Origin of the sequence: Variovorax sp. VNK109 (assembly GCF_049445855.1) — a bacterium.
GTDB lineage: Bacteria > Pseudomonadota > Gammaproteobacteria > Burkholderiales > Burkholderiaceae_C > JAGOCV01.
Genome location: NZ_JBMSDV010000002.1, coordinates 75,717 through 97,847, shown reverse-complemented (window position 1 = coordinate 97,847; position 22,131 = coordinate 75,717). Strand labels below are relative to the sequence as shown.

Genomic DNA, 22,131 nt, shown 5'->3' with positions numbered 1-22,131 from the left:
TCGTTGGAGCATGCATCTGGCTCTCTCCCTCAAACGGTGGCCAGCTAGGATCCAGCCCCTTGAGGAGGCTGGCGATTGATTGTCTGGAGTTTCCATACCCTGGTTCCTTGCCTGTCTTGCCAAGTCATGACCTTCCGGTCTCGCTTGGACGGTCCTTTACTGAGATGGCCGGAATTCTGGGGATTGGCAATCAAAGATTCATTGCGCTTTTCTCTCGATTTCTTGCAAAACCTCTCGGGAAAGAAATTGATTTAACAAATGAAAATCGCGTGCATCGGCCAAAGGCCAATGCACGCGATTCCTCGAAAACTTTGCTTCAGATCTGAAGAAGATCAGGCAGTCAATGCATATCCGGTTCCTCTCACAGACCGCAAGGAAAGCGTCACACCATGTCGCGAAGCCTTTCGCCGCAAGCGGCTTGCCAGAACATCGATGCGGTGCGGCGCATACTCATAAGGATCTCCGCCGATTGCAGCAATGAGCTTCTCGCGGCTGACCGGCTCATAAAGATTTTCAAAGAGGCAGGAGATGAAGGCGCGTTCGAGTCTGGTGAGCTCCACCTTGGCGCCCTGTGCGTCGTTCAGCACCCAGCCGCCGTTGGACAGATGCCATTGACTTTGCGGTGGTGCGGGTTGCTGCTCTGCCAGTCGACGTTCCAGTGCGTCGATGACCGCGCTGATTTCCAGCATGTCCACGGGCTGCTTGCCCAGGCAGATGTCTGCGCCTGCAGCCATGGCGCGCACGCGCTGCGCGACTGAATTCTGGTTAGAGAGAAGAATGATTCCGATGTTGCCTGATGAGCGCAGCTGCGCCATGAGCTCGAATGCCGTGTCGTCGGGAAGATCCGCATCGAGCACGACGATCCGGCACTCGCTGGGTTGCCTTGTCCTCTGGAAGCAGGCTACGCTACCGTGCGTTTCGGGTACGCGGCCGTTTTCGCCCAGCCCCCGTGAAATCTTCTGGCACAGAAGCGCGTCTGCGCTGATCAGCGAAGTCTGAATCCGATATTGACTGCTCATAATCCGCGTCACCATGGAAATTGGAATGGCACGGATGATGCGGCCAGCCCCCTGCAGCTTGAAGGCGGCAAATGTCAACAATCGTCAACCGGGCGGGTAAGTGCGCTGAAAATTGAGAATTCTTCACACAATGCGGGGCATCATGCCGCCTCGCCTGCTCGCCGGTACGCCTCTTACATGGCGCCGCTGGCTGCGGCCCGGCCGCGTGCGACATCGACAAAGCGCAGCAGCACAAGCCCCATGGCGAACAAACCCGCTGTCGAAAGAATGGCCAACCGCTGGTTGCCGCCGGTGGCCCAGGTGATGACGCCGTAACTCAATGGGCCGATGATGCTCGCCAGCCGGATCGCAAAGGTCCACAGCCCGTAGAACTCGGCCAGCTGCTTCGGGGGAGCGAACATGCCCGCGAGTGCACGCCCGGCGGACTGGCTGGAGCCCATGCAGAGGCCGGCGATGGTGGCGGCCCACCAGAAGTGTCCCTTTGTCGTGGCGGCAGCTGCGATGACGCAGGTGGCGATCCAGCCCACCAGCGTGATGCCGAGGGCCAGCTTGTGGCCGATGCGGTCCTGCCAGTAGCCGAAGGCAAAAGCGCCGCCCGCTGCCGCGAAGTTGAGCACGAAGATCAGCACCATCGTTTCCTGCTGCTTGAAGCCGATGACGGCTTCCGCGTATATGGCGGCAAGCGTGATGGCGACGGCAACGCCGCCCTGGTAGAACACGGCGCAGGCCATCAGCCACATGAAGTCCTTGTAGCGTCGAGCCTGCCTGAAGGTGTTCTGCAGTTGCTTCAGCGATGCCTTGAGGCCGCTCGTTTGCAATGCATTCGGGTTGGGTACGGCGCGCTCGCCCAGCAGACGGAACGTGACGACGGCAGCAAGCCCGTAGATGGTGGCGGTGATGAGCATCGTCACGGGAACGAAGTGGCTGGCAGGCAGGCCTTGCGATTGCGCCCACAGCACGTAACCAAGGCTCAGCCCCAGGGACAGCATGCCGCCGAAATACCCGAAGCCCCAGCCCCAGCCACTGACCTTGCCCAAGGCATCGGGTTTTGCAAGCTCGGGCAGGAACGCCGCTGTCAACGACTCGCCATAAGTGAAGAAGACGTTGGAAATGATGATGAGCACCATGGCGACTGCGACACCTGACACGCCGCTGAAGCGCGGTGTCAGTGCCAGTGCGGCCGTGGCCAGCACACAGCCGATGGTGAACAGCATCAGCAACCGCTTCTTCGCGGCGCGCAGGTCGGCATAGGCACCGATGCTCGGCATGGTCAGGATGACGATGGCGTAGGAGATGCTGAGGGCCAGCGTCCACGCGAACGTGGCCCATTCGGCTTTCTGCGCGATGCCGCCCACGAAGTACGCGGCGAAAACAGCGGTGAGTACGACGGTGGTGTAGCCGGAGTTCGCGAAGTCGTACATCGCCCAGCCAAAGACTTCGCGCTTGCGAACGCCGGGGTTCAGTGCATCCTGCGAAAAAAGCGCCATGCTGCGTCTCCTGATGAGGAGCACAGCATAGCCGAGGCGTCAGACGCCAAGAAGACGTTCAGTGGAGATGACGCGGCCTGCGGCCACCGCCGCCATGGCCCGGGTTGCCCGGGCCGCTACCGGGACCGCGCGGAGGCTTGCCGAGTTCGAGCGAGCTGACGAGGTCGTCGAAGCGTTGGCTGAACAACTTGTCGATCTCGCCGACCACGCCGCCCAGCTCCGCTCCGTCGAAGTGGCGTTCCATGAGATGCACCACGTCCTGGACCAGCAGGTCACGCTGCACCTGCATGATGGCTGCGGGCGTGGGGCCGACGAACAGCATGACGAAGTCGTCGCGCGAATCGCGTCCGGCGTCTTCGTCTTCCTCGTCGTACTGGGCGTCGTAGAACGTGACTTCGATCGCAGCACCCTGCTCGGCCAGTTCGTTCAGGCTCATGCACATGTCGTCGAGCGACTGGCGGAAGTCTTCGTCGCCACCGACTGTCCAGCACATCTGGAGCAGATGCTTCTCGGTATGGAACTGGATGCCGGGCTCTTCTTCATACACGCTGCCAGCGCCATCGGCCAGCGAGCGGGCGCCCGCATATTTCCACAGCGGCTTCAAAGCGTCCTGGATCTGCTCGTATTGCACGTCCGCGCGCAACGGCACATCGCCATGAACGTGGATCTCGAAAGGGGCCTCGTAGCTGCTGGACATATGTCTGACCTTTTTTGCCTCACCGGATATGGTGCCTCGAACCGGAATCGAACCGGTACGCCCCCTCGCGGGAAAGCGGCGGATTTTAAGTCCGCTGTGTCTACCAATTTCACCATCGAGGCGGTGCACGGTAGCGGCATTGTGAAACAAAACAGCCCCGACAACAGGGTTGGCGGGGCTGTAACCTGGAGGCGCGAGCCGGAGTCGAACCGACCTACACGGATTTGCAATCCGGTGCATAACCGCTTTGCTATCGCGCCAGATCCGTCGCTTTCAAGAAAAAAGGGAAGTATGGACTTCCCTTTTTGCATGGAAGGGTCGGGCCCTTCAAATCTGGAGCGGGAAACGAGTCATGCATTAGAGCGCTAAGTCTCTGTTTCCCAATCACTTTCTCCACTGTGGTGATTAGTGAAGAACTCAATTATAGCCTTGTTTTTCGCCCTCGGCAACAAAGTTCATCCAACCACTTCCACCAGCGTCCAAGGATGGTCCATCCACCCGTCGTTACGCCTGATGCGTCGAGCTGCTCAGCGGGTTTGAACCGCCCCGAAAATCTGGAGGCTCCATTCCTTGAGAAGATGGAGCTATGAGCAGAGCAAGCAAGTTCTCCCCGGAAGTCCGGGAACGGTCGGTGAAGATGGTGCTGGAGCACCAAGACGAGTACGAGTCGCAGTGGGCGGCGATCGTGTCGGTGGCGGCCAAGGTTGGCTGCACGGCCGAGACGCTGCGAGGCTGGCTTCGCCAGCACGAGCGCGACACGGGCAAGCGTGACGGCGTAACGACGGCCGAGAAGGAGCGCATCAGGGCGCTCGAACGCGAGGTGCGCGAGCTGCGCCAGGCCAACGAGATCCTACGCAAGGCGTCGGCGTATTTTGCCCAGGCGGAGCTCGACCGCCCCTTCAAACGATGAAGCGATTCGTCGATGAGCAGCGAGACGTTCACGGGGTCGAGCCGATCTGCAAGGTGCTGCAGATCGCCCCGTCGACGTACTACGCGCATGCGGCCAGGCAGGCCGATCCGGAGCTGCGATCGCAGCGGGTGAAGACCGACGAGATACTGATACCCGAGGTGCAGCGCGTGTGGGACGACAACTACCAGGTCTACGGGGTACGCAAGGTCTGGCGGCAGCTGCGGCGCGAGCGAGTCGACGTTGCGCGCTGTACCGTGCAGCGGCTGATGAAGCGGCTTGGGCTGAGGGGCGTTGTTCGAGGCAAGGCCGTGCGCACGACGGTGAGCGATCCGAAGGCGCCGTGCCCGCTCGATCACGTGAAGCGGCAATTCAAGGCCGATCGGCCGAACGCGCTGTGGGTCAGCGACTTCACGTACGTCTCGACTTGGCAAGGATGGGTCTACGTCGCTTTCGTCATCGACGTGTTCGCCCGTCGCATCGTGGGCTGGAAGGCCTCCTGCTCGATGCAGACGGACTTCGTGCTCGACGCGCTCGAGCAGGCGTTGTACGCGAGGAAGCCGGTCGGCCCGGATCGCCTGATCCACCACAGCGACCGAGGCGTCCAGTACGTGTCGATCCGATACACCGAGCGGCTGGCCGAGGCGGGCCTGGAGCCCTCTGTGGGCAGCGTGGGCGACTCGTTCGACAACGCACTGGCCGAGACCATCAACGGCCTCTACAAGGCCGAGGTGATCCATCGGAAGTCATCCTGGCGCACGCGCGACGAAGTCGAGTGGGCCACGCTCCATTGGGTCGACTGGTTCAACAACCGCCGATTGCTTGAACCGATCGGTAATATCCCGCCGGCCGAAGCCGAAGCCAACTACTATTCGCAACCCAACGAGTCCGTCATGTCGGCGTGACTCAACCCAAGGAGTCTCCGGGAAACCCGGGGCGGTTCAGGTTCGCTATCGAACTCCAACTTGCGACGATCATGACTTGCGCTCGCTCCGCAGGCAGCGCGGGGTGGTGTCGCGTGGACTGCCTGGCACCTGGACGGCTGTAGGACACGACCGCCGGCATCGGAACACCGCAAGTACTCATCTTTACATCGCTGCGGCTAACTTCGCCGGAGCGCAACGCGGCGCCAGTGTAGTGGCAGCCAGCCTCAACGAAGGCGTGCAGCAATCCGGTTCATCTGCTCGATCTCCGCGCGCTGGCCATCGGAAATCGCTTGGCATAGGTTGACGAGTTCCGGATCTGAGAGCTGCGCCTCGCGGCACATGAGGATAGCTCCCGAATGGTGCGGGACCATAGACGCGATGAACTGTCGATCGCCGATTCCGGTTTGAGCACGGGTAGCGGCAAAAGAACCGAGTGTGAGAACGGCAAACAAGCCGTACAGCACGAGATTGAGCCGCCGGTTTGGAAACATGCCGGGCATTGTCGCTAGCATGAAGATGCCCATTGGCGCCCACATAGTGACCGCCATGTAGAGCATGTTGAGATTGTTTCTGAAGTCCCTAGCGCCGTCGATCATGCTGAACATTACGAAGTACATGACGACGAGTCCCAACACCATGTTCACCCAGAACTTGGCGTATGGTCGGCCGTGCTTACCCATCTGACCGGATGTGTGATGTTGATGTTCATGGGAATGTTCAGCCATCTCCGTCTCCTATTTGCTGGGGCAACCTGGCAGGGTCACTGGTACTGCGGCAGATACTTTGTCGATATATCAGCATGTGGAGCGATGCATCACTAACCGCTGATTTCCAGTCCCCAACTGGACGTAGGGGCGTCGAACGCTTCAACTCGCGGGTCTTGAACCGTCTGGATATCAGACCATACCAAATCGGTCTTGATGGGCTTTGCGCCACCTATGACGCTGGTACCGTGAGCGCCAATATCGAGCTTGCGTCCTCATCGCTCGATGGGCCGGCAACTGATCGATTCTTGCATATCAAGCAAGACAAGGCCACCTGCGGCGGACGCCAATGGCCTCCTCCGCCTTCGCTTAGGGCATCGCCTCAAGCGTCCGTCGCAGGCCATAACGACACAACAGCCCTTGGGCAAGAAAGGAGCCGGTGATGTAGCGCACCCGAAAGGAGACGAAGACATGCACAAGGACATTTCAACATCAAAGGTGTTCTATCGTCCCATCGAGGCGGCCATCCGATGGGCTGGGTTGCTGCGGTATCTGCCGATGATCCTGGCCACGATCGCGTCACCGCGTGTCCTGCCTCGGTCGCTGAACTGCCCTCGATGGAATGAGTGCCGGCTGCACTCGGAACGTATCTATGACGGCATCCTCAACGGAGAGCTGCCCTACGGCAAGAACGGGATCACGCTCAATGATCCGAAGCTGCTCAATTCTCTAGATCTGACTGTTCGCCATGTCGATCTGAAACGCTGGATGCGCACCCACTACCCCGAGCACCGGCCAGGATTTCTGTTCAGCCGTGGCGAACGCATGGCGCATCCTTTCATCACCATGGAAACAGGACAGGCGATCCTCGTGGAGCGGCTGGCCCTTCAGGCCGCGCTTGAACAAGCCCGACGTGAGATGCGAGAACTGCAGGAGCAGCACGACACGCTACTCAAGCAATCCTCGGTGCTGTTGGCATCCAAGCAATGCGAGATCAGCGAACGGGCGGAAACGACCTATCTCAACATCATTGGTGGGATGTTGACGCTGATGCTGAGCCAGTCGCCTTCAGGCGTGCCCTATTCCAGCTTCAAAACGCAGGAGGCCCTTGTCTCTGCATTGGTCGCCCACTACGGCGGCACCATGGGCATCACTGAGCGCACCTTAAACGGAAAGTTCGCCAACGCTAAGAGGTACGTCCGTAGCGCAAGCGCATGAGGTTATCCAGCTTGTATGTGCAATCGCGGAGATTGCATTTGCAATGTCTTTCCGCAGCCAGGTCTATTGAATAGAGGTCACGCCAACAAACGCCACCGAGCGTTCAGGAGTGACCGCCATGTCGCAGACCCCTGTACTCCCGCCGATCGAGCGCCGCATCCTGCGGCTCGATGAAGTCGAAGCCAAGTCCGGCTTCAAACGTGCCCACATCTACAACCTGATGAAGAAGCGCGAGTTCCCCCAGGCGCTGCGCCTGGGCGTGCGCGCTGTCGGCTGGGATTCGATCGAAATCGACCAGTGGATCGCCGAGCGCCTCAACCACCGGACCTGACCCGCTCTCCCGCGGACTTCCCATTCCCAGCCGGAGAGCGCCATGCAGGTCGTATCCATCATTTCAACGAAGGGCGGCGTCGGCAAGACCACGACGGCCGCCAACCTGGGCGGGCTCGCCGCGGACGCGGGCCTGCGCGTGCTGCTGCTCGATCTCGACGTGCAACCCACCTTGTCCTCCTATTACGAGTTGGCGCATCGCGCACCCGGCGGCATCTATGAGCTGTTGGCCTTCAACGAGCGCGACCTCGGCCAGCTCGTGTCCCGCACGGTCGTCGCGGGCCTGGACCTGGTGCTGTCCAACGACCATCGGGGCGAGCTGAACACCTTGCTGCTGCACGCGCCGGACGGGCGCCTGCGGCTGCGGCATCTGTTGCCGGTGCTTGTTCCCCTCTACGACCTGGTGCTGATCGACACCCAGGGCGCGCGCTCGGTGTTGCTGGAAATGGCGGTGCTCGCTTCCAACCTTGCGCTGTCGCCCGTCACGCCGGAAATCCTCGCGGCCCGCGAGCTGCGGCGCGGCACCATGCAGTTGCTCGAAGACATTGCGCCGTACCGGCACCTGGGCATCGAGCCGCCGCCGCTGCATCTGCTCATCAACCGCGTCCATCCGGTGTCCGCCAATGCACGGCTGATCCAGCAGGCTCTGCGCGACCTCTTTCAAAACCATGCCGGCATCCGCGTGCTGACCACGGACGTACCGGCCATCGAAGCCTATCCGCGCGCCGCAACGCGCGGCCTGCCGGTGCATCGGGTCGAAAACCGCCAGCCGGCCGGCAGAGTCGCCCCGGCCGCGCTCGATACGATGCGCGCACTCGCGAGCGAGTTGCTCCCACAATGGCAGGACCGACTGGCTCAAGTATCCGGCCGCCCGCAGCGACCTCTTGATCCTGGGAGGCCCCATGGCGAACGCACATGAGCTGGCCCGCGGGCATAAGCGGCTGCGCGCCCTGATCGAGTTCGCGGTCGGTGAAGGCTGGCACGTCAAGCGCACGCCGGGCGGGCACCTCAAGTTCACCAAGGCCGGCTGCGCGGCAATCTACACCAGCTCGACCGCGAGCGACCACCGGGCCGAATTGAACGCCCGTGCCCAGATCCGCCGCGCCGAGCGAGAAGCCCGCTTGGCGCCGGTCGGCGGTCGCGGGGACTGCGAGGGGTACGGCCATGGCTGACATGACCTCGCAGGACATGGCCGGCAAGCTGCTCGCGGCCGGCTTCGAGCGCAGTGGCCCAGCGGCTACGGCCTTGACCGATCCGATCGCCGACACACCCATGGTCGTGACGCTGGACCAGTTGCGGCCCTACGACCATGACCCGCGCATGAAGCGCAACCCCGCCTACGAGGAAATCAAGGCGTCCATCCGCGAGCGCGGCCTGGACGCGGCGCCGACCATCACGCGCCGGCCCGGCGAGGACCACTACATCATCCGCAACGGCGGCAACACGCGGCTGGCGATCCTGCGCGAACTCTGGTCGGAGACCAAGGAAGAACGCTTCTTCCGCATATCGTGTCTGTTCCGGCCATGGCCGGAGCGCGGTGAAATCGTCGCGCTGACCGGGCATCTTGCCGAGAACGAACTGCGCGGCGGCCTCACATTCATCGAGCGCGCGCTCGGCGTCGAGAAAGCACGCGAGTTCTACGAGCAGGAGAGCGGCGCCGCCCTGAGCCAGTCAGAGCTGGCCCGCCGCCTGGCGGCCGATGGGTTTCCCGTCCAGCGGTCACACATCACCCGCATGGCCGACGCGGTGCGCTACCTGCTGCCCGCCATTCCCACTGTGCTCTATGGCGGCCTGGGGCGCCACCAGGTCGAGCGGCTGTCGGTCATGCGCACGGCCTGCAAGCGCACCTGGGAGCACTATGCCAAGGACCGCACGCTGCCGCTGGACTTTGACAGCTTCTTTCAGGAGGTGCTGGCGCAGTTCGACACGCAGGGCGACGAGTTCGCGCCGCAGCGCGTGCAGGACGAGCTGATCGGCCAGATGTCCGAGCTGCTGGGCGTCGGCTACGACGTGTTGGCGCTGGATCTGACCGAATCGGAAAGCCGCCACCGGGCGCTGGTCAGCGATCCGACGCCACCTGCGGCGCCGCCGGCGTTGCCTTCGCCCACCGCCAGCACGCCGACTCCCCCGGGCGCAGCATCGTCCATTGCCACGCCTGCACCAGCGGCCAGTCCATCACCCGCCAGCCCAGCGGTGTCCGAGCCCACTTTGCGCCACGACGACACGGCGGCTGGCGCAGCGGCCACGGGAAGCCAGGCGGCCGCACCGGGCGATCTGCTTCGCGAGCACATCGTCTCGCCGGCACCGACGACCGAGCGGCTGCAGTCGATCCAGCGCATGGTCGCCGACCAGTTGGGCGATGCGCTGCCGCCCGACTTCTCGGCGAGCGTGCTGCAGTCCATCCCGGTGCAAGCCGGCGGGCTCTATCCGATCTCCGACGTCTGGTACATCGACGCCGGCCTGGACACGCCCGATCGGCTGCGCATCCACATCGCGCAGTTCGCGCGTGAAATTGCCGGCGAGGCTGGCCTGGACGAGTGCATCGAGGACCGCGCCGACGGCATCGGGTTTGCGTGCCGCGCCCACGGCCAAGCCCCGTCGCCGCTCGGCCGCGCGGTGCTGACGCTGCTCGCTTCCCTGACGGGTCAGCCCGTCGCCGAAGCGGGCGTGGACGGCGCGCAGCTTGCCACCGACCTGCCGACCCTGTTGCATGGCCAGAGCCAAGGCCATGGCAGCGGCGCAAGCCGCTTGAGCGACACGGCTTTGGTCAAGCTATTTCGGCTGCTCCGTCTGGCGCGGCGTCTGCTGGACCTGGAAGCCGGCTCCTCGGCGCCCGGGACGTGAGCGAGGGAGGCCGCATGTCCACATCGCATCCGCTCAACCAGGCCGTGATTGCCCAGGCGCTGTATGACCTTCGCAACGGCCAGCTGCGCCGCTGCAAGGCCATGGGCTTCGGCGAGGCCGAGCTGGATGCGCTCAAGCATCCCGCGCTGATCAGCGTGCTGGCCAACGCCAGCGTCTCGTGGTGCTCGGTCACGGTCAACCGCGAAGTGCTGCAGCGCCTGCTCAACCAGGCACAGGACGTGGAGAAGGAAATCGCCACGGTCGATCGCATGCTGCGGTTGGGGGGCAGCACGGAGATGGTCAGCCGCTTCTATGGCCTGACCCATCAGGAAGTCGCCTTGAGGCGGGAGATCCTCGGCCTGCCCAAGCGCAAGGGGCGCCACCCCGTCCTGGACGAGACTCAGGACACCGAACTGTGGCGGCAATGGAAAGCCATGACCAGCAGCAGGAACGTCGATCTGGAGGACGAGACCTCAGTTCTCGATGCGGCCATGGACCTGGCCGAGGGCATGTCACTGCCGCTCTCGGTGGTCTGGGCCGCGATCAGGAACTGGGTCGATCAGGGATTGGGCTAGGCCATGGCCGTGGACGACACCGCCCCACGAGCCCAGCGCCCTGGCCCCATCGCCCTCGCCGACCTGTTCGACGCTGCGCTGAAGGACCTCACGCCCAAGCCAAATCCCAGCGCGCCAGCGCCCATGGCAGTGCCCACGCCTGCGGCGTCCGGCGACGCCTTCCTGTTCAGTGGCAATCGGCATGAGAGCGTGCCGCGGCGGCTGTTCCTCGACCGCCGCCTGACACCGCTGGAGCGCAACGCCTGGCAGGTGTTCCGGCTGATGCTCAACGACGACGGCGTCACGGCGTTCCCGACCTATGAGCAGTTGCGCCCCTGGCTGGCGTCCATGCCCTGCGCGGGACAAGCCTCCCACGAGACCGTCGCGCGGGCGCTGACGCTGCTGCGCCTGACGCGCTGGCTGAGCCTCGTGCGGCGACGGCGCGACCCCAAGACCGGCCGCATCCTCGGCAACCTCTACGTCCTGCACGACGAACCCCTGACACCGTTCGAGGCCATGCAACTCGACGCCGACTACCTGGCCCTGGTCAGCCAGTCGCTGGGGCATTCGGCCAAGGCCGTTCAGGTGGTGGGACTCAATACCCTCCAGGAGATCGCGGACGACCCGATGTTGTCCGGACGCACCTTGCCGTCGCGGCTGCAAGTGCTCGCCGAGCGCCTGGCCGACCAGGGCATCACCGCCTCCGAAAGTTATCCACAGGAGGATGCGATCCACGATTCCGAAGAAGGGCTCACAAGCCTTCTTCGGAATGGCGAACGCCCCTCTTCGGAATCCGAAGCAGGGCCGAAACCCGCGCCAGACGGCGCTCTTCGGAATCCGAAGCAGGACCGTACAGTACGTAGTAGTCGTATTGATGAAGTACGTACTACCGCGCAGGCGCGCGCGCTGGGCGACCTGCAATGGCCCAAACGCTTCACGGATCTGAAAGCGGAACAGCAGGCCGGCGTCAGGATGGCGTTGCAGCAAGTGGACGCTGCCCTGCGGCAGGCCGTGCTGGACGAATGGGCCGCACGGTGCGGCAAGCATGGCATCCGCAACCCCGCCGGATATCTGTTCGGCATCATCCAGCGCGCCATGCGCGGCGAGTTCAATGCCTGGGCCAAGCAGACCGGCCCGGCACCGCCAACACCATCGGCGACGCGAGCGCCACCATCCGAGCCGCCGCGCAACGTCGTGCCGCCCGAGGTGGCCCGGCAGCACATCGAGCGCCTGCGCGACCTGCTGCGCAAGACCTGAGCGCAGGGCTTGGCAAAGCCGTGAAGTAGACGTCTATGGCGGTCAACAGAACGGTCCCCAGGGGACGGCTGTGCGGTGAAGCGCCGGGCGACGGCGCGACCCGCTGCGCGAAACCTGGGCAAAGCGCCTTGGCAAGGCCATGAAGCAGACCTCCATGGCGCTCAACGGAACGGTCCCCTGGGGACGGCTGCGCGGCGAAGGATCGTGTCGAACGGCAGCGCGACGTGCGGTGCAGCACGCATACCGTCAACAACCGAGGACGGGAACGCCGACGTAAGTGCCTATCTGCGGAGCGGTCCCCAGGGGACCGTTGCGCGCTGCACCGCCAGCGCGCACAGAACCGGGGCCGGCTCATTTCGGTTTGTTGACTGACTGCCTTCCGCCGCATGCGGATGCTGGCGGCTCCCTGTCCACCAGCGAGCGATCACCATGGCAACCAGCAACGAACCATTGCAACTCAACCTCGGCTCCCTGCGCAGCGCGATGTCGCTGACGCTGCACACCCACCACGCCTCGCGCATCTGGCATGGCCGCGCCGCCGCTGAGGGGCGACCTGGCATCGTCGGCCTGAACGGCTACATCGCCGTCATGAACAAGATGAAGCGCGGCTCGGAGCAGGACGACCCGTACAGCGACTGGTGGATGCTGCGCATTGAAGACAAGCTCGACCAGACCAAGACCACGCTGCAGACGCTGCGCGAACAGGTGGACCAGGCCCTGGCCGGCGTGCCCGCCGCGTTGACCCTGGGCGAGAATCTCAACGTGCAGCCCGTCAAGCTGCCGCTGTTCGTCAATGCGCAGTTGGGCTTTGCCGCCGTCTATCTCCTGGCCGACTACGACGACATCGCGCGCAAGCTGATCCTCGCCCACCACACCGCGCTGATCGACCGCAGCACTTTGGAGCGCTGGCTCAACGAGGGCGCGCACGCGCTGCGCAGCCTGTTCTCGCTGGCCCAGCAGTACCGCTACTCGGGCTGCACGCGCGACGACTTCGCGGCGAAGAATGCCGCAGCGCGGGCCGCGCTGGAGAAGTTCGGCGAGTTGCCGCAGGACGTCCTCGAAGGCACGCACCGCTCGAAGTTTGCGCCACCCATCGTGCGCCGTGGTCTACAACAGCGCGGTGAGAGTCCTGCCGCAGCCGCTACCAGCGCCGATGGTGATGCGGCCGCTGCTGCCGACCCGTCCGAAGGCGCAGCCACTGCCGGCGAGGACGAATCCGCATGAGCGATCTGTACCAGCCGACCCGCTACTTCCGGGGCCTGCAACAGGGAGCCTTCATGCGCCTGGAGCACGCGGCCTCTCTAAAAGGCCTTTTAAAGCCTTTTAAAGGTAAAGGGGACTTGGAGGCCTGGGCCAGCCAGTGCTTCGCCATGCGCGACGAGTTGATCGGCCTGGCGCAGCGACAAGTGCTGCAACAGGCCAGTGGGCATCCCTTCCACCTGCTGCCCGTGGAACTGGCCCAGCAGACCACTGGCGCGGGAACGACGTTCCTGCGCTGGCGCAGGCACGACCGCTCGGCCATGGGCGTGGCCCTGTGGCAGGAGCTGATGGCGAGCACCAGCACGCCGGTCAACCTGCTGGCCGACCTGCACGCGATCGAGCTGCAGCGCATCACGCTGAACATGCAGATCAGCCTGTTGCACACCCTGGGCAGGCAGGCCCAGGAGTGCGCCAGCAAGGCCGCCGAGGCGGAAGACGCCTACCTGCGCCGGCTCGCGTCCATCCCCCCCGCAGTGCGCGATCGGTGATCGCGTCGGGCACCCCAGCACGCGCCCGGCGGCAGTGAGGCGCGGGTATTTCAACCACCACGGAGATCACACCATGAGCACGCATTTTTCCGGCGAAGGCAACATCGGCTCGCCCCCCGAGTACCGGGAGTTCCCCAACGGCAACGACGAACCGCGGCGCTTGCTGCGGCTGAACGTCTATTTCGACAACCCCGTTCCCACCAAGGGCGGCGACTATGAGGATCGCGGCGGCTTCTGGGCGCCGGTGGAAATCTGGCACCGCGACGCCGCGCATTGGAAGGACCTCTACCAGAAGGGCATGCGCGTGCTGGTCGTCGGCCGCATGGAGCGCGAACCCTGGACCGACAACGAGGAGCAGCCGCGCGAGACCTGGCAGATCAACGCGCGCAGCGTCGGCATCCTGCCGTTCCGCATCGAGTCCGTCGTCCTCAGCCCCAAACCGCAGGAGACCGCGCAGGACGCGCAGCCCAAGCCCCAGCCCGCCCAGGAACCGGCTGCGCCGAAGGAGACCAAGAGCAGGAAGTGACCCAGCATGGGGGCGGCCGCGGCTCTTCGCCGCCCCCCATGTCCTCGCGAGCTATCCCCTGGGGATAGCTCCACCGACGTCCACCGGCTTCCACGCGCTCCCGAACATCGCGGCTCCCGGCCAGCACACCACCGGCTGCACGCCATCCCCGCCGCAGCCATCCCATCTCGTGAAAGCGGTCGCCACCGCATGCGGCTTGTTTGCTGCTGCTTCCGCAGGCGCTCGGCATCCTCGATCCCGGCAACTCCATGAACAACGGGAAGCGGATGGACGGACATGCGGCTGTTTCTGTGCGAGAAGCCCTCCCAGGGCAAAGACATCGGCCGGATTCTCGGCGCCACCCAGCGCGGTGAAGGCTGCCTCAATGGCTCCGGCGTCACGGTCACCTGGTGCATCGGCCATCTCGTCGAAGCAGCAGCACCCGAGGTCTATGACGCGGCGCTCAAGCGCTGGTCGCTGGAGCAGTTGCCCATCATTCCCCAGCAGTGGCGGGTCGAGGTCAAGCCGAAGACCGCCACGCAGTTCAAGGTCGTCAAGGCGCTTCTGGCGAAGGCGACCCACCTTGTCATTGCCACCGACGCCGACCGCGAGGGCGAGCTGATCGCCCGCGAGATCATCGACCTGTGCGGCTACCGCGGTCCCATCGAACGCCTGTGGCTGTCGGCGCTCAACGATGCGTCCATCCGCACCGCGCTCGCCAAGCTGCGGCCCTCGGCCGAGACACTGCCGATGTATTACTCGGCGCTGGCGCGCTCGCGCGCCGACTGGCTTGTGGGCATGAACCTCAGCCGGCTGTTCACCGTGCTCGGGCGGCAAGCCGGCTACGACGGCGTGCTGTCGGTCGGGCGTGTACAGACCCCGACGCTCAAACTCGTGGTGGACCGTGACCGAGAGATCGCGGCCTTCGTGTCCGTGCCGTACTGGGCCATCGACGTGTCCTTGTCCGCAGGCGGTCAGACGTTCACCGCGCAGTGGGTGGCACCCGATGCCAGCGCCGACGACGCCGGCCGCTGCCTGCAGCAGCCCATCGCACAGCAGGCCGCGCAGCAGATCCGCGCCGCGGGCAGTGCCCAGGTGGTGTCGGTCGAAACCGAGCGCGTGCGCGAAGGCCCGCCGCTGCTGTTCGACCTGGGCACCTTGCAGGAAGTCTGTTCCAAGCAGCTTGGGCTGGACGTGCAGGAGACACTGGAAATTGCCCAGGCCCTGTACGAGACGCACAAGGCCACGACGTACCCGCGCTCGGATTCGGGCTACCTCCCCGAAAGCATGTTCGCCGAGGTGCCCACGGTCCTGGACAGCCTGCTAAAGACCGATCCCACGCTGGCCCCGATCATGGGCCAGCTCGACCGCACCCAGCGCTCGCGCGCCTGGAACGACAGCAAGGTGACGGCGCACCACGGCATCATCCCGACGCTCGAACCCGCGAACCTCTCCGCCATGAGCGAGAAGGAGCAGGCGGTGTACCGGCTGATCCGGGCGCATTACCTGGCCCAGTTCCTCCCGCACCACGAGTTCGACCGCACCGTGGCGGACCTCTCCTGCGGCCAGCAGAAGCTGGTGGCCACGGGCAAGCAGGTCTTCGTCAAGGGCTGGCGCCTGGTGCTGGCCGAGCCAGAACGTGAAGGCAGCGCCGACGAGGACGGCGATGCCCCGCGCAGCCAGGTGCTGCCCGCATTGCGCGACGGGATGGCATGTCAGGTCGCCGGGGCCGACATCAAGGCCCTCAAGACGATGCCGCCCAAGCCCTATACCCAGGGCGAACTGGTCAAGGCGATGAAGGGCGTTGCGCGTTTCGTGACCGACCCGCGCCTGAAGCAGAAGCTCAAGGACACGACGGGCATCGGCACCGAGGCGACGCGGGCCAACATCATCAGCGGGCTGATCGCCCGCGGCTACATCGTGAAGAAGGGACGCTCCATCCGCGCATCGGATGCGGCGCTCACGCTGATAGACGCCGTGCCCGCGGCGATTGCCGACCCCGGCACCACCGCCGTCTGGGAACAGGCGCTGGACATGATCGAGGCCGGACAACTCACCCTGGATGTGTTCATCGGCAAGCAGGCTGCATGGATTTCGCAGTTGATCGCGCAGTACGGCAGCACGTCCCTGTCCATCAAGGTTCCCCAAGGACCGGCTTGTCCGCAGTGCGGCGCACCCACGCGCCAGCGCACCGGCAAGAGCGGCCCGTTCTGGTCGTGCAGTCGCTACCCCGCCTGCAAAGGCACGCTGCCGGTGGCAACCGGCACGTCCAGGCGTGGTGCCTCGCGTCCACGCCGTACCAGTGGCGGTGGCTGCAAAGGCGCCTGACCGCCCCCGTTCCCCGTGAGCCATGCCCGCCATCGGCGGCGTGGCCCGTGTCCCGCATGCCCTGCGGGACGCCCCAGCGCGCAACGCCTTCTTGCTCCGTGTGCGCGTCCCGTCCGGCCGTCCCCGGCCGCGGGACCTGAAGGTGGCTTCTCCGCGAACCGCACCCCGCGCGTTCTCCTCGTCTGCATTCCTTCCGCCGCTGCGAAGGGTCCCCCGATGGCTTGCCTGTGCGAGCCATCCGGAGACCCTTCGCGGTCAGCGGTATTCGGTGCCGGTGCCCGCCGGCGCAAAAACGGGCGCCCTTTGTGCGCGGATGTGCGCCAGACGATGCCGGCCCCAGCCACGACATGGGCCGGGTGTGATTGCTTGATGAGCAGACGGTTCTAGCGACGACCGGGCCTGCCAATCAGCCCACGGGTGGTTCTTCTTTCCTCCCGAGCCGAAGGCCCCTGGGGCCTTCGGCGCCTTTCTCCTGCCTTTCAACGCCCCGGCCAGGGCGATGGCCCTGCGCCATACGAACAGGAGACCGACATGCACCCGAATCTTTGCGCACCGCCGCGCAACACGCCGCTGCTCTACGGCAGCGTCTGCAGCGGCATCGAGGCCGTGAGCCTCGCCTGGCAACCGCTCGACCTCGAAGCCGCGTGGTTCGCCGAGATCGAGCCGTTCCCGAGCGCCGTGCTCGCCCACCGTTACCCCCGCGTGCCTAACCTGGGCGACATGACCGCGATCGCCCGCCAGGTCCGCGCCGGCACCGTGCCAGCGCCCGACATCCTGGTCGGCGGCACGCCGTGCCAGTCGTTCAGCGTGGCCGGCGCGCGCCAGGGGCTGAACGACCCACGTGGTGCCTTGACCCTTGCCTATGTGGAGCTTGCAAATGCCATCGACCAAACCCGCCACCAAGACCGCCGCCCGGCGGCAACGCTCGTCTGGGAAAGCGTCCCCGGCGTCCTCAGCGACCGCAGCAACGCCTTCGGGCACTTCCTGGGAGCACTGGCTGGAGAAAGCCGTGCGCTCGAACCGCCAGGGCAAAAATGGGCGCACGCAGGTTGTGTGTCTGGACCCCGGCGCCGCATCGCCTGGCGCGTGCTCGATGCTCAATATTTCGGCGTCGCCCAACGGCGCCGTCGCGTGTTTCTTGTGGCAAGTGGTGGAGGTGGCGTCGATCCCGCCGAGGTACTTTTTGAGCGCGACGGCGTGCGCGGGGATTCTTCGCCGGGCTTCGTGCCGTGGCAAGACGCTGCCGGCGCTGCTGGATCGGGCGCTGCGGCAGCAGGCGGGTACTCGGGATATGCAGGACTGAAGCAGCCCTACGGCAAGGCCACGGTGACGTTCGGATTCGGCGGGGGCAACACCGCAGGCCCCATTGACGTCGCGGCCTGCCTGACCGCGGCACCTGGCCCGAAGAACGACTTCGAGGTCGAGACCTTCGTGGCGCAGTCCATCGCGGGCAGCATCAGCCACACGCTCAGCACCGCCAACGGCGGCAAGGGCTGCAGCGAGGACGGCACCGGCAAGGGTGTGCCGATCATCGCCTTCACCGCCCAGGGCTGCGGAGCCGATGCAACGATGGCCTGGGCACCGACGCTGCGCGCGGGCGGGCATCGCCTCAGCCACGCGAATGCCGGCGTCGTGCCGGCCATCGCGTTCGCGCAGAACTCGCGCGGCGAGCTGCGGCTGGAATCCGGCCACGGCCAGCTTGCCGGGACGCTCTCCACGGGTGGCGGCAAGCCGGGCCAGGGCCGGCCGATGGTGATCGGCGTGGCGCTGCGCGGTCGCACCGAAGGCCTGGCCGCTGAACTGGGCGATGGCGTCTCGACCGCGCTGCGCACCAGCAGCGGCGGTGCCGACAAGCCCCATGTGCTGGCACCGGACTTCGAGGCACATTTCCGCTACGACTGGAACGACCCCGGCCCGGGCGACTGGTCGCAGTGGCGGGTACGTCGGCTGATGCCTGTGGAGTGCGAGCGGCTGCAAGGCATGCCCGACGACTACACGCTGGTGCCGTACCGCGGCAAGCCCGCCGCCGACGCGCCCCGCTACAAGGCGATCGGCAACTCCATGGCCGTGCCGTGTGTCGCGTGGCTGGGCCAGCGGCTGTTGCAGTGCCCGCACAAGACGGGATCGAGCGCTTCGGATTGATGCACGACGCGGCCGGCGGGCCGCGTGATCCTCCCTCCTGCATTGCCGACGCATCGGCAACAGCCAGCAGCCAGGGTGTCAAGGCTGCCGTGGGTTCCTCCCACGCCACCCGCCAGTTCGCCCCGGCATCTCTCCGGCGAACGCTGCCCACCGGGCATCGATGCCACCTTCCTCCAACCCACGGGATGTATGCCGCGTCCCGTCAGGGGCGTGTCGTCAACCCGGTCGATAACAGGACTTCCTATGGACACCATCACCCGACAAGACCGCATCACGCTCAAGAACCTCAAGGTCGCGGATTTCGCGAGCGAGGAAACGCTGTGCTTCACCGCCACCGTCATGTTCGACGGCAGGCCCATCGCCGAAGCCCGCAATGACGGACACGGCGGCTCGACGTTCGTGCGCCCGCTGCAAGGCCAGGCCGCGCTGCTGGCCCAGGCCGAGGAATTCGCCAAGAGCCTGCCGCCGGCATCGCTCGACGTCGAACGCGAGGACGACGAGCCGCTTCTCATCGACATGACGCTCGACTTCCTCGTGGACCAGTTGGCCGATGCCATGCATGCGGAGCGCAAGCTGCGCACCGCGTTCAACCGCGACATCGGCAACAAGGTGCTGTTCATCAAGGACGGCCGGCTGCTGTTCCTCAAGGGCATCAAGCTCAAGGCCATTGCCGACCGCGCGGCGTATTTCGCAAAGCTGCGCAGCCGACAGGACCAGCCCATCATCATCCTGGCCGAGCTGCCAGCGGACGAGGCATTCGCCATCTGGAAGCAGCATGTCCTGGGTGACAAGCCCCGCTGATCCAGCCTCACCGCACCGTCATGACCGCCCCGCACTCGTTGCGGGGCTTTTCTTTGTCCTGCGCACATCAATCGGGGCTGGACCAGATGCCGATTTCCAACTGACGTGGCGCGGCACCCTCACGAAGCTGTCCGCATGTCCGCTGATTCGTCAGCACATGCCAGCAGCCAGGGTTTCAGGCTGCCGCGGGGTTCTCTCCGCGCAACCCACCAGTCCGCATCGCATCCATTGCGCGGACGCGCGTTCCCAAGACGCTGATGCTTTTTTTTCAACCGCGTGCGGGAGCTGCCATCCCGTGAGGGACAGGGCCCCGCTTTTCCAAGGAGCCCATCCATGTCCCAGCAAGCCTCTTTCGGCCGATTCGGTCAATTGGCCTTGACCTACTGCGGCAAGTTCCTGCCGCTCGAAGTCCTGCACAGCGCCGCCGGCCACTACATCGGCACGCGCGATACCGAAGGTCCCGTTTCGCGGGAATCTCGTGAGTACTTCCGCAGCCATGCTGCGGCTCAACGTGCCCTCGAAAGAGGCGGCTGGTCCCAGCTCGCCATTCCCTGATCCAACTGGAGGAATCACGTCATGAACCAGCTACTGCCGCAGGAAGTCGTCGATCAGATCGTTCGGGAAGAACGGCATTTCAGCGCTGCGCCCCAAGCCTTTTTTGAGGCCTGGAAGCGTGGTGTCGAAATCGCCGGCCCGCAATGGTTTGGCGATGGCACCCGTGAAGGTCTGAACCAGGCCAAGAGCAAGTGGGATCTGCGTCCCGACATGCTGAGGCTCAACGACGCCCTCGGCGTCCTGAGCAGCGGGGAACGCATGTTCCTGTCCGCGATGGTCAGCTTCTACAACGCGCGCGAGGGCGGTGCCATGCTCAAGCGCTGCCACTTCAACGGGTTGTCGGACTTCGACGGCCTCGATCTGCCACGTCGCCAGGTGATCGCCGACCTGCTGCTGAACTACAGCGGTTGGTGAGCCGGTCCCTGGCACACCTTCATCACTGCGTTCACGGGACCCCATGAGGGACATGCGCCTCGTTCGAGGCCATGTCCCTCGCGTTTTCTCCCCGCCCAGCGCCATCCGGCATCAGGCGGTTTCCCCTGCGGATGCCATCGTCCGCAAGGGCTGGCTCCGTTCATTCATCGAAAGGAGCCTTCATGGCCAACAACTACTACGAAGCCACCGGCGTTCTCGTGCTCGACCGTGTGACGCCCGTCATCCAGGCGCTGTTCGGCGCCTTCGCGCTGGACGAGAGCCACCCCGGCAACGGGCAGGCCTACATCGCCCAGATCGCCGAGACCACCAATCCGCAATGGCCGGACGTGCTCGATGGCCTGGAAGACCTGGCCACGCAACTCGGTATTCCGATGCCGGACGACGAAGGGCTGTCGATCCCGCCGCTGCTCGAACTGCTCGCCGTGCACTTCCGTGCCGATGAGGACGAAGAGCTGGGGAACTTGATCGACCGTCATTCGTTCGAGGACACCGCCGATCTCGACGCATTGTTTCTGATCGCCACCCGGTTCGATGACGGGCACCACCTGACCGCCATCCAGTTCGAGGGCTGCTGGTACTGCAGCAAGCCGCGGCTGTTCGAGTTCGGCGGCAACGGCTGCTACCTGAGCCGCGAGGTCCGCTTCATCAGCTCCTCCTCCCAGGCCCTCCAGCTCGGCGACCAATTGCGCAAGACCATTGTGGCCGCCGACATCGAAGAGGCTTCGGCCCTGATCGCGCTGGAGACCATCAATCTGCTGGCGGGCGTCAGCGACGAGCCATTCCGCATGAATTTGCGCCGGCGCGTCGCCGAGCGATTGGCCCAAACGCCAACGATCAGCGTCACCTGACGCTGTTTCCTTTCTTTCCACCCACCGGGGTCAATTCCCGGTGGCGGGGATTTGCTCCATCATTATTCTGTTGGAGAAATCCCATGTCCCAGAATCCCAATCCCTTTCTACGCGGCTACTGGAATCTGAAAATCGTCCGCACGCTGTCCATCAGCTACGAGGACGGAAGCCCGCATGTCTGGCGAAACATCCACCCGAGCCAGCAGCACCTCTGCGACGCGGCGCTGGTTTCTTCTCCTTGCATCATCACCAGCGACTTCGCGGTGGTCAGGACTGGCACCGAACCTGTCGGCGCCGCACTGATCGCCGAATGCGACGCGGCTGAAGGGGGCAGCGGCGAAGGCATGGTGGGTGCCGTGGTGTACGCGATCCACGGCGACGACTTCGACGGCCGCCCCGTCCACATTGGCGACACCTATTCGGCCGAGGCCGCACGGGAAGTCGTGCAGCGGTTGAGCTTCGAGACCGGCTACTACAGCCGGTGCTGGGAAATCAACAGCGCGCACATCAGCCGCGAAACCGGCCAGTACCTGGCCAACCTGGCTGACCTCGCGACGCCGGAGGCCTTTTTGTTCATCGCGTTCCGGATTCCCTACAGCCCGGCGATCGGCGTCAAGCTGATCTCCACGCCCTGGACGGACCAGCACCTGCAGGACGTCGAGGGGATCGCCGCCGAGCAGCTTCGGCAGGAGCACCGCAGCAAGGGCATGCCGGACGAGCTGGCACAGATCCTTGAACTGGCCGGCCAGGCCGACGTGCGCATCCTCATCCTCGATGCCGACGCACCCGTGTTGCCGGGCCTATCGCTGGCCGGCGAATAGCTGCC

The 22,131-nt window shown here is 64.9% G+C and carries 22 protein-coding genes, 2 tRNA genes and 1 other annotated feature; of the genes, 18 read left to right on the top strand and 6 right to left on the bottom strand.

The genetic code is table 11. The annotated features are described in order from the left end of the window. Positions 1 to 332 precede the first annotated feature (332 nt). The 5 genes from ACO2Q9_RS08015 to ACO2Q9_RS07995 all read right to left on the bottom strand — a co-directional run bounded on the left by ACO2Q9_RS08015 (position 333) and on the right by ACO2Q9_RS07995 (position 3,463). Complete coding sequence (locus ACO2Q9_RS08015; RefSeq protein WP_423310042.1) at positions 333 to 1,100, bottom strand: response regulator transcription factor; 768 nt, start codon at positions 1,098 to 1,100, stop codon at positions 333 to 335. Positions 1,101 to 1,192: 92 nt separating this feature from the next. Next, positions 1,193 to 2,506: an MFS transporter gene (locus ACO2Q9_RS08010; RefSeq protein WP_423310040.1), complete on the bottom strand. Its 1,314-nt coding sequence runs from the start codon at positions 2,504 to 2,506 to the stop codon at positions 1,193 to 1,195. Between the two features lie 58 nt (positions 2,507 to 2,564). Further along, positions 2,565 to 3,203 carry a DUF6806 family protein gene (locus tag ACO2Q9_RS08005; protein WP_423310038.1) on the bottom strand — a complete coding sequence of 213 codons (639 nt, stop codon included), beginning with the start codon at positions 3,201 to 3,203 and terminating at the stop codon, positions 2,565 to 2,567. A 29-nt stretch (positions 3,204 to 3,232) separates the two neighbouring features. Continuing rightward, positions 3,233 to 3,325: transfer RNA gene (locus ACO2Q9_RS08000), tRNA-Leu, on the bottom strand. A 64-nt stretch (positions 3,326 to 3,389) separates the two neighbouring features. Then, a tRNA-Cys gene (locus ACO2Q9_RS07995) sits at positions 3,390 to 3,463 on the bottom strand. 326 nt (positions 3,464 to 3,789) lie between these two features. Here ACO2Q9_RS07995 and ACO2Q9_RS07990 point away from each other — a divergent pair. Beyond that, positions 3,790 to 5,015 (top strand): IS3 family transposase gene (locus ACO2Q9_RS07990; RefSeq protein WP_109842673.1). Its coding sequence is split into 2 segments (ribosomal slippage): positions 3,790 to 4,075 and positions 4,075 to 5,015, totalling 1,227 coding nucleotides; the frame shifts between segments, so codons are not numbered across the junction. Further along, positions 4,068 to 4,184: a sequence feature (AL1L pseudoknot), on the top strand. (Overlaps the previous gene by 117 nt.) A 245-nt stretch (positions 5,016 to 5,260) precedes the next feature. Here the strand turns inward: ACO2Q9_RS07990 and ACO2Q9_RS07985 are convergent. Then, complete coding sequence (locus ACO2Q9_RS07985) at positions 5,261 to 5,761, bottom strand: DUF305 domain-containing protein (RefSeq protein WP_003098996.1); 501 nt, start codon at positions 5,759 to 5,761, stop codon at positions 5,261 to 5,263. Between the two features lie 450 nt (positions 5,762 to 6,211). On the opposite strand from ACO2Q9_RS07985, the gene ACO2Q9_RS07980 reads away from it, so the two are divergent. From ACO2Q9_RS07980 to ACO2Q9_RS07900, 17 genes are all read left to right on the top strand, one after another. Continuing rightward, entirely contained in the window at positions 6,212 to 6,958 is a 747-nt protein-coding gene (locus ACO2Q9_RS07980; RefSeq protein WP_003120040.1) for a hypothetical protein, read from the top strand. Positions 6,959 to 7,076: 118 nt separating this feature from the next. After that, positions 7,077 to 7,289 (top strand): AlpA family transcriptional regulator, encoded by a 213-nt coding sequence (locus tag ACO2Q9_RS07975; protein WP_042992898.1) that lies wholly within the window; start codon positions 7,077 to 7,079, stop codon positions 7,287 to 7,289. 42 nt (positions 7,290 to 7,331) lie between these two features. Beyond that, on the top strand, positions 7,332 to 8,207 hold the full coding sequence (locus ACO2Q9_RS07970; protein ID WP_042992897.1) for a ParA family protein: 876 nt from the start codon (positions 7,332 to 7,334) through the stop codon (positions 8,205 to 8,207). Then, positions 8,191 to 8,460, top strand: a complete 270-nt coding sequence (locus tag ACO2Q9_RS07965) for a hypothetical protein (protein WP_042992896.1) — start codon at positions 8,191 to 8,193, stop codon at positions 8,458 to 8,460. The genes ACO2Q9_RS07970 and ACO2Q9_RS07965 overlap by 17 nt, the downstream gene beginning before the upstream one ends. Then, positions 8,453 to 10,132 carry a ParB family protein gene (locus tag ACO2Q9_RS07960; RefSeq protein WP_042992895.1) on the top strand — a complete coding sequence of 560 codons (1,680 nt, stop codon included), beginning with the start codon at positions 8,453 to 8,455 and terminating at the stop codon, positions 10,130 to 10,132. Before ACO2Q9_RS07965 ends, ACO2Q9_RS07960 begins: the two co-directional genes overlap by 8 nt. Before the next feature lie 14 nt (positions 10,133 to 10,146). Beyond that, positions 10,147 to 10,707, top strand: a complete 561-nt coding sequence (locus tag ACO2Q9_RS07955; RefSeq protein WP_023087324.1) for a DUF2857 domain-containing protein — start codon at positions 10,147 to 10,149, stop codon at positions 10,705 to 10,707. Positions 10,708 to 10,710: 3 nt separating this feature from the next. Next, positions 10,711 to 11,943 (top strand): STY4528 family pathogenicity island replication protein, encoded by a 1,233-nt coding sequence (locus ACO2Q9_RS07950; RefSeq protein ID WP_023087323.1) that lies wholly within the window; start codon positions 10,711 to 10,713, stop codon positions 11,941 to 11,943. A gap of 429 nt (positions 11,944 to 12,372) precedes the next feature. Beyond that, positions 12,373 to 13,167, top strand: a complete 795-nt coding sequence (locus ACO2Q9_RS07945) for a PFL_4669 family integrating conjugative element protein (protein ID WP_023087322.1) — start codon at positions 12,373 to 12,375, stop codon at positions 13,165 to 13,167. Further along, entirely contained in the window at positions 13,164 to 13,691 is a 528-nt protein-coding gene (locus tag ACO2Q9_RS07940; protein ID WP_023087321.1) for a DUF3158 family protein, read from the top strand. The genes ACO2Q9_RS07945 and ACO2Q9_RS07940 overlap by 4 nt, the downstream gene beginning before the upstream one ends. A gap of 73 nt (positions 13,692 to 13,764) precedes the next feature. Continuing rightward, entirely contained in the window at positions 13,765 to 14,217 is a 453-nt protein-coding gene (locus ACO2Q9_RS07935) for a single-stranded DNA-binding protein (protein ID WP_013391788.1), read from the top strand. 276 nt (positions 14,218 to 14,493) lie between these two features. After that, positions 14,494 to 16,524, top strand: coding sequence for a DNA topoisomerase III (locus ACO2Q9_RS07930; RefSeq protein ID WP_042992894.1), 2,031 nt, complete (start codon positions 14,494 to 14,496; stop codon positions 16,522 to 16,524). 531 nt (positions 16,525 to 17,055) lie between these two features. Beyond that, on the top strand, positions 17,056 to 18,666 hold the full coding sequence (locus tag ACO2Q9_RS07925; protein WP_042992893.1) for a DNA cytosine methyltransferase: 1,611 nt from the start codon (positions 17,056 to 17,058) through the stop codon (positions 18,664 to 18,666). Positions 18,667 to 18,909: 243 nt separating this feature from the next. Further along, positions 18,910 to 19,467: a hypothetical protein gene (locus ACO2Q9_RS07920; protein WP_041652386.1), complete on the top strand. Its 558-nt coding sequence runs from the start codon at positions 18,910 to 18,912 to the stop codon at positions 19,465 to 19,467. Between the two features lie 333 nt (positions 19,468 to 19,800). Further along, entirely contained in the window at positions 19,801 to 20,022 is a 222-nt protein-coding gene (locus ACO2Q9_RS07915) for a hypothetical protein (RefSeq protein ID WP_003120032.1), read from the top strand. 21 nt (positions 20,023 to 20,043) lie between these two features. Further along, the gene (locus tag ACO2Q9_RS07910; RefSeq protein WP_003050375.1) at positions 20,044 to 20,436 is read left to right on the top strand and encodes a hypothetical protein; all 393 of its coding nucleotides are present in this window, start codon (positions 20,044 to 20,046) and stop codon (positions 20,434 to 20,436) included. A 182-nt stretch (positions 20,437 to 20,618) separates the two neighbouring features. Beyond that, complete coding sequence (locus ACO2Q9_RS07905; RefSeq protein WP_003116830.1) at positions 20,619 to 21,305, top strand: hypothetical protein; 687 nt, start codon at positions 20,619 to 20,621, stop codon at positions 21,303 to 21,305. Between the two features lie 83 nt (positions 21,306 to 21,388). Next, positions 21,389 to 22,126 (top strand): hypothetical protein, encoded by a 738-nt coding sequence (locus ACO2Q9_RS07900; protein ID WP_034022477.1) that lies wholly within the window; start codon positions 21,389 to 21,391, stop codon positions 22,124 to 22,126. Positions 22,127 to 22,131 lie beyond the last annotated feature (5 nt).

Coding starts and splice junctions, on each gene's coding strand:
- ACO2Q9_RS08010 (WP_423310040.1), bottom strand. CDS start 2,506: ATGGCGCTTTTTTCGCAGGATGCACTGAACCCCGGCGTTCGCAAGCGC.
- ACO2Q9_RS08005 (WP_423310038.1), bottom strand. CDS start 3,203: ATGTCCAGCAGCTACGAGGCCCCTTTCGAGATCCACGTTCATGGCGAT.
- ACO2Q9_RS07985 (WP_003098996.1), bottom strand. CDS start 5,761: ATGGCTGAACATTCCCATGAACATCAACATCACACATCCGGTCAGATG.
- ACO2Q9_RS07980 (WP_003120040.1), top strand. CDS start 6,212: ATGCACAAGGACATTTCAACATCAAAGGTGTTCTATCGTCCCATCGAG.
- ACO2Q9_RS07975 (WP_042992898.1), top strand. CDS start 7,077: ATGTCGCAGACCCCTGTACTCCCGCCGATCGAGCGCCGCATCCTGCGG.
- ACO2Q9_RS07970 (WP_042992897.1), top strand. CDS start 7,332: ATGCAGGTCGTATCCATCATTTCAACGAAGGGCGGCGTCGGCAAGACC.
- ACO2Q9_RS07965 (WP_042992896.1), top strand. CDS start 8,191: ATGGCGAACGCACATGAGCTGGCCCGCGGGCATAAGCGGCTGCGCGCC.
- ACO2Q9_RS07960 (WP_042992895.1), top strand. CDS start 8,453: ATGGCTGACATGACCTCGCAGGACATGGCCGGCAAGCTGCTCGCGGCC.
- ACO2Q9_RS07955 (WP_023087324.1), top strand. CDS start 10,147: ATGTCCACATCGCATCCGCTCAACCAGGCCGTGATTGCCCAGGCGCTG.
- ACO2Q9_RS07950 (WP_023087323.1), top strand. CDS start 10,711: ATGGCCGTGGACGACACCGCCCCACGAGCCCAGCGCCCTGGCCCCATC.
- ACO2Q9_RS07945 (WP_023087322.1), top strand. CDS start 12,373: ATGGCAACCAGCAACGAACCATTGCAACTCAACCTCGGCTCCCTGCGC.
- ACO2Q9_RS07940 (WP_023087321.1), top strand. CDS start 13,164: ATGAGCGATCTGTACCAGCCGACCCGCTACTTCCGGGGCCTGCAACAG.
- ACO2Q9_RS07935 (WP_013391788.1), top strand. CDS start 13,765: ATGAGCACGCATTTTTCCGGCGAAGGCAACATCGGCTCGCCCCCCGAG.
- ACO2Q9_RS07930 (WP_042992894.1), top strand. CDS start 14,494: ATGCGGCTGTTTCTGTGCGAGAAGCCCTCCCAGGGCAAAGACATCGGC.
- ACO2Q9_RS07925 (WP_042992893.1), top strand. CDS start 17,056: ATGCACCCGAATCTTTGCGCACCGCCGCGCAACACGCCGCTGCTCTAC.
- ACO2Q9_RS07920 (WP_041652386.1), top strand. CDS start 18,910: ATGGACACCATCACCCGACAAGACCGCATCACGCTCAAGAACCTCAAG.
- ACO2Q9_RS07915 (WP_003120032.1), top strand. CDS start 19,801: ATGTCCCAGCAAGCCTCTTTCGGCCGATTCGGTCAATTGGCCTTGACC.
- ACO2Q9_RS07910 (WP_003050375.1), top strand. CDS start 20,044: ATGAACCAGCTACTGCCGCAGGAAGTCGTCGATCAGATCGTTCGGGAA.
- ACO2Q9_RS07905 (WP_003116830.1), top strand. CDS start 20,619: ATGGCCAACAACTACTACGAAGCCACCGGCGTTCTCGTGCTCGACCGT.
- ACO2Q9_RS07900 (WP_034022477.1), top strand. CDS start 21,389: ATGTCCCAGAATCCCAATCCCTTTCTACGCGGCTACTGGAATCTGAAA.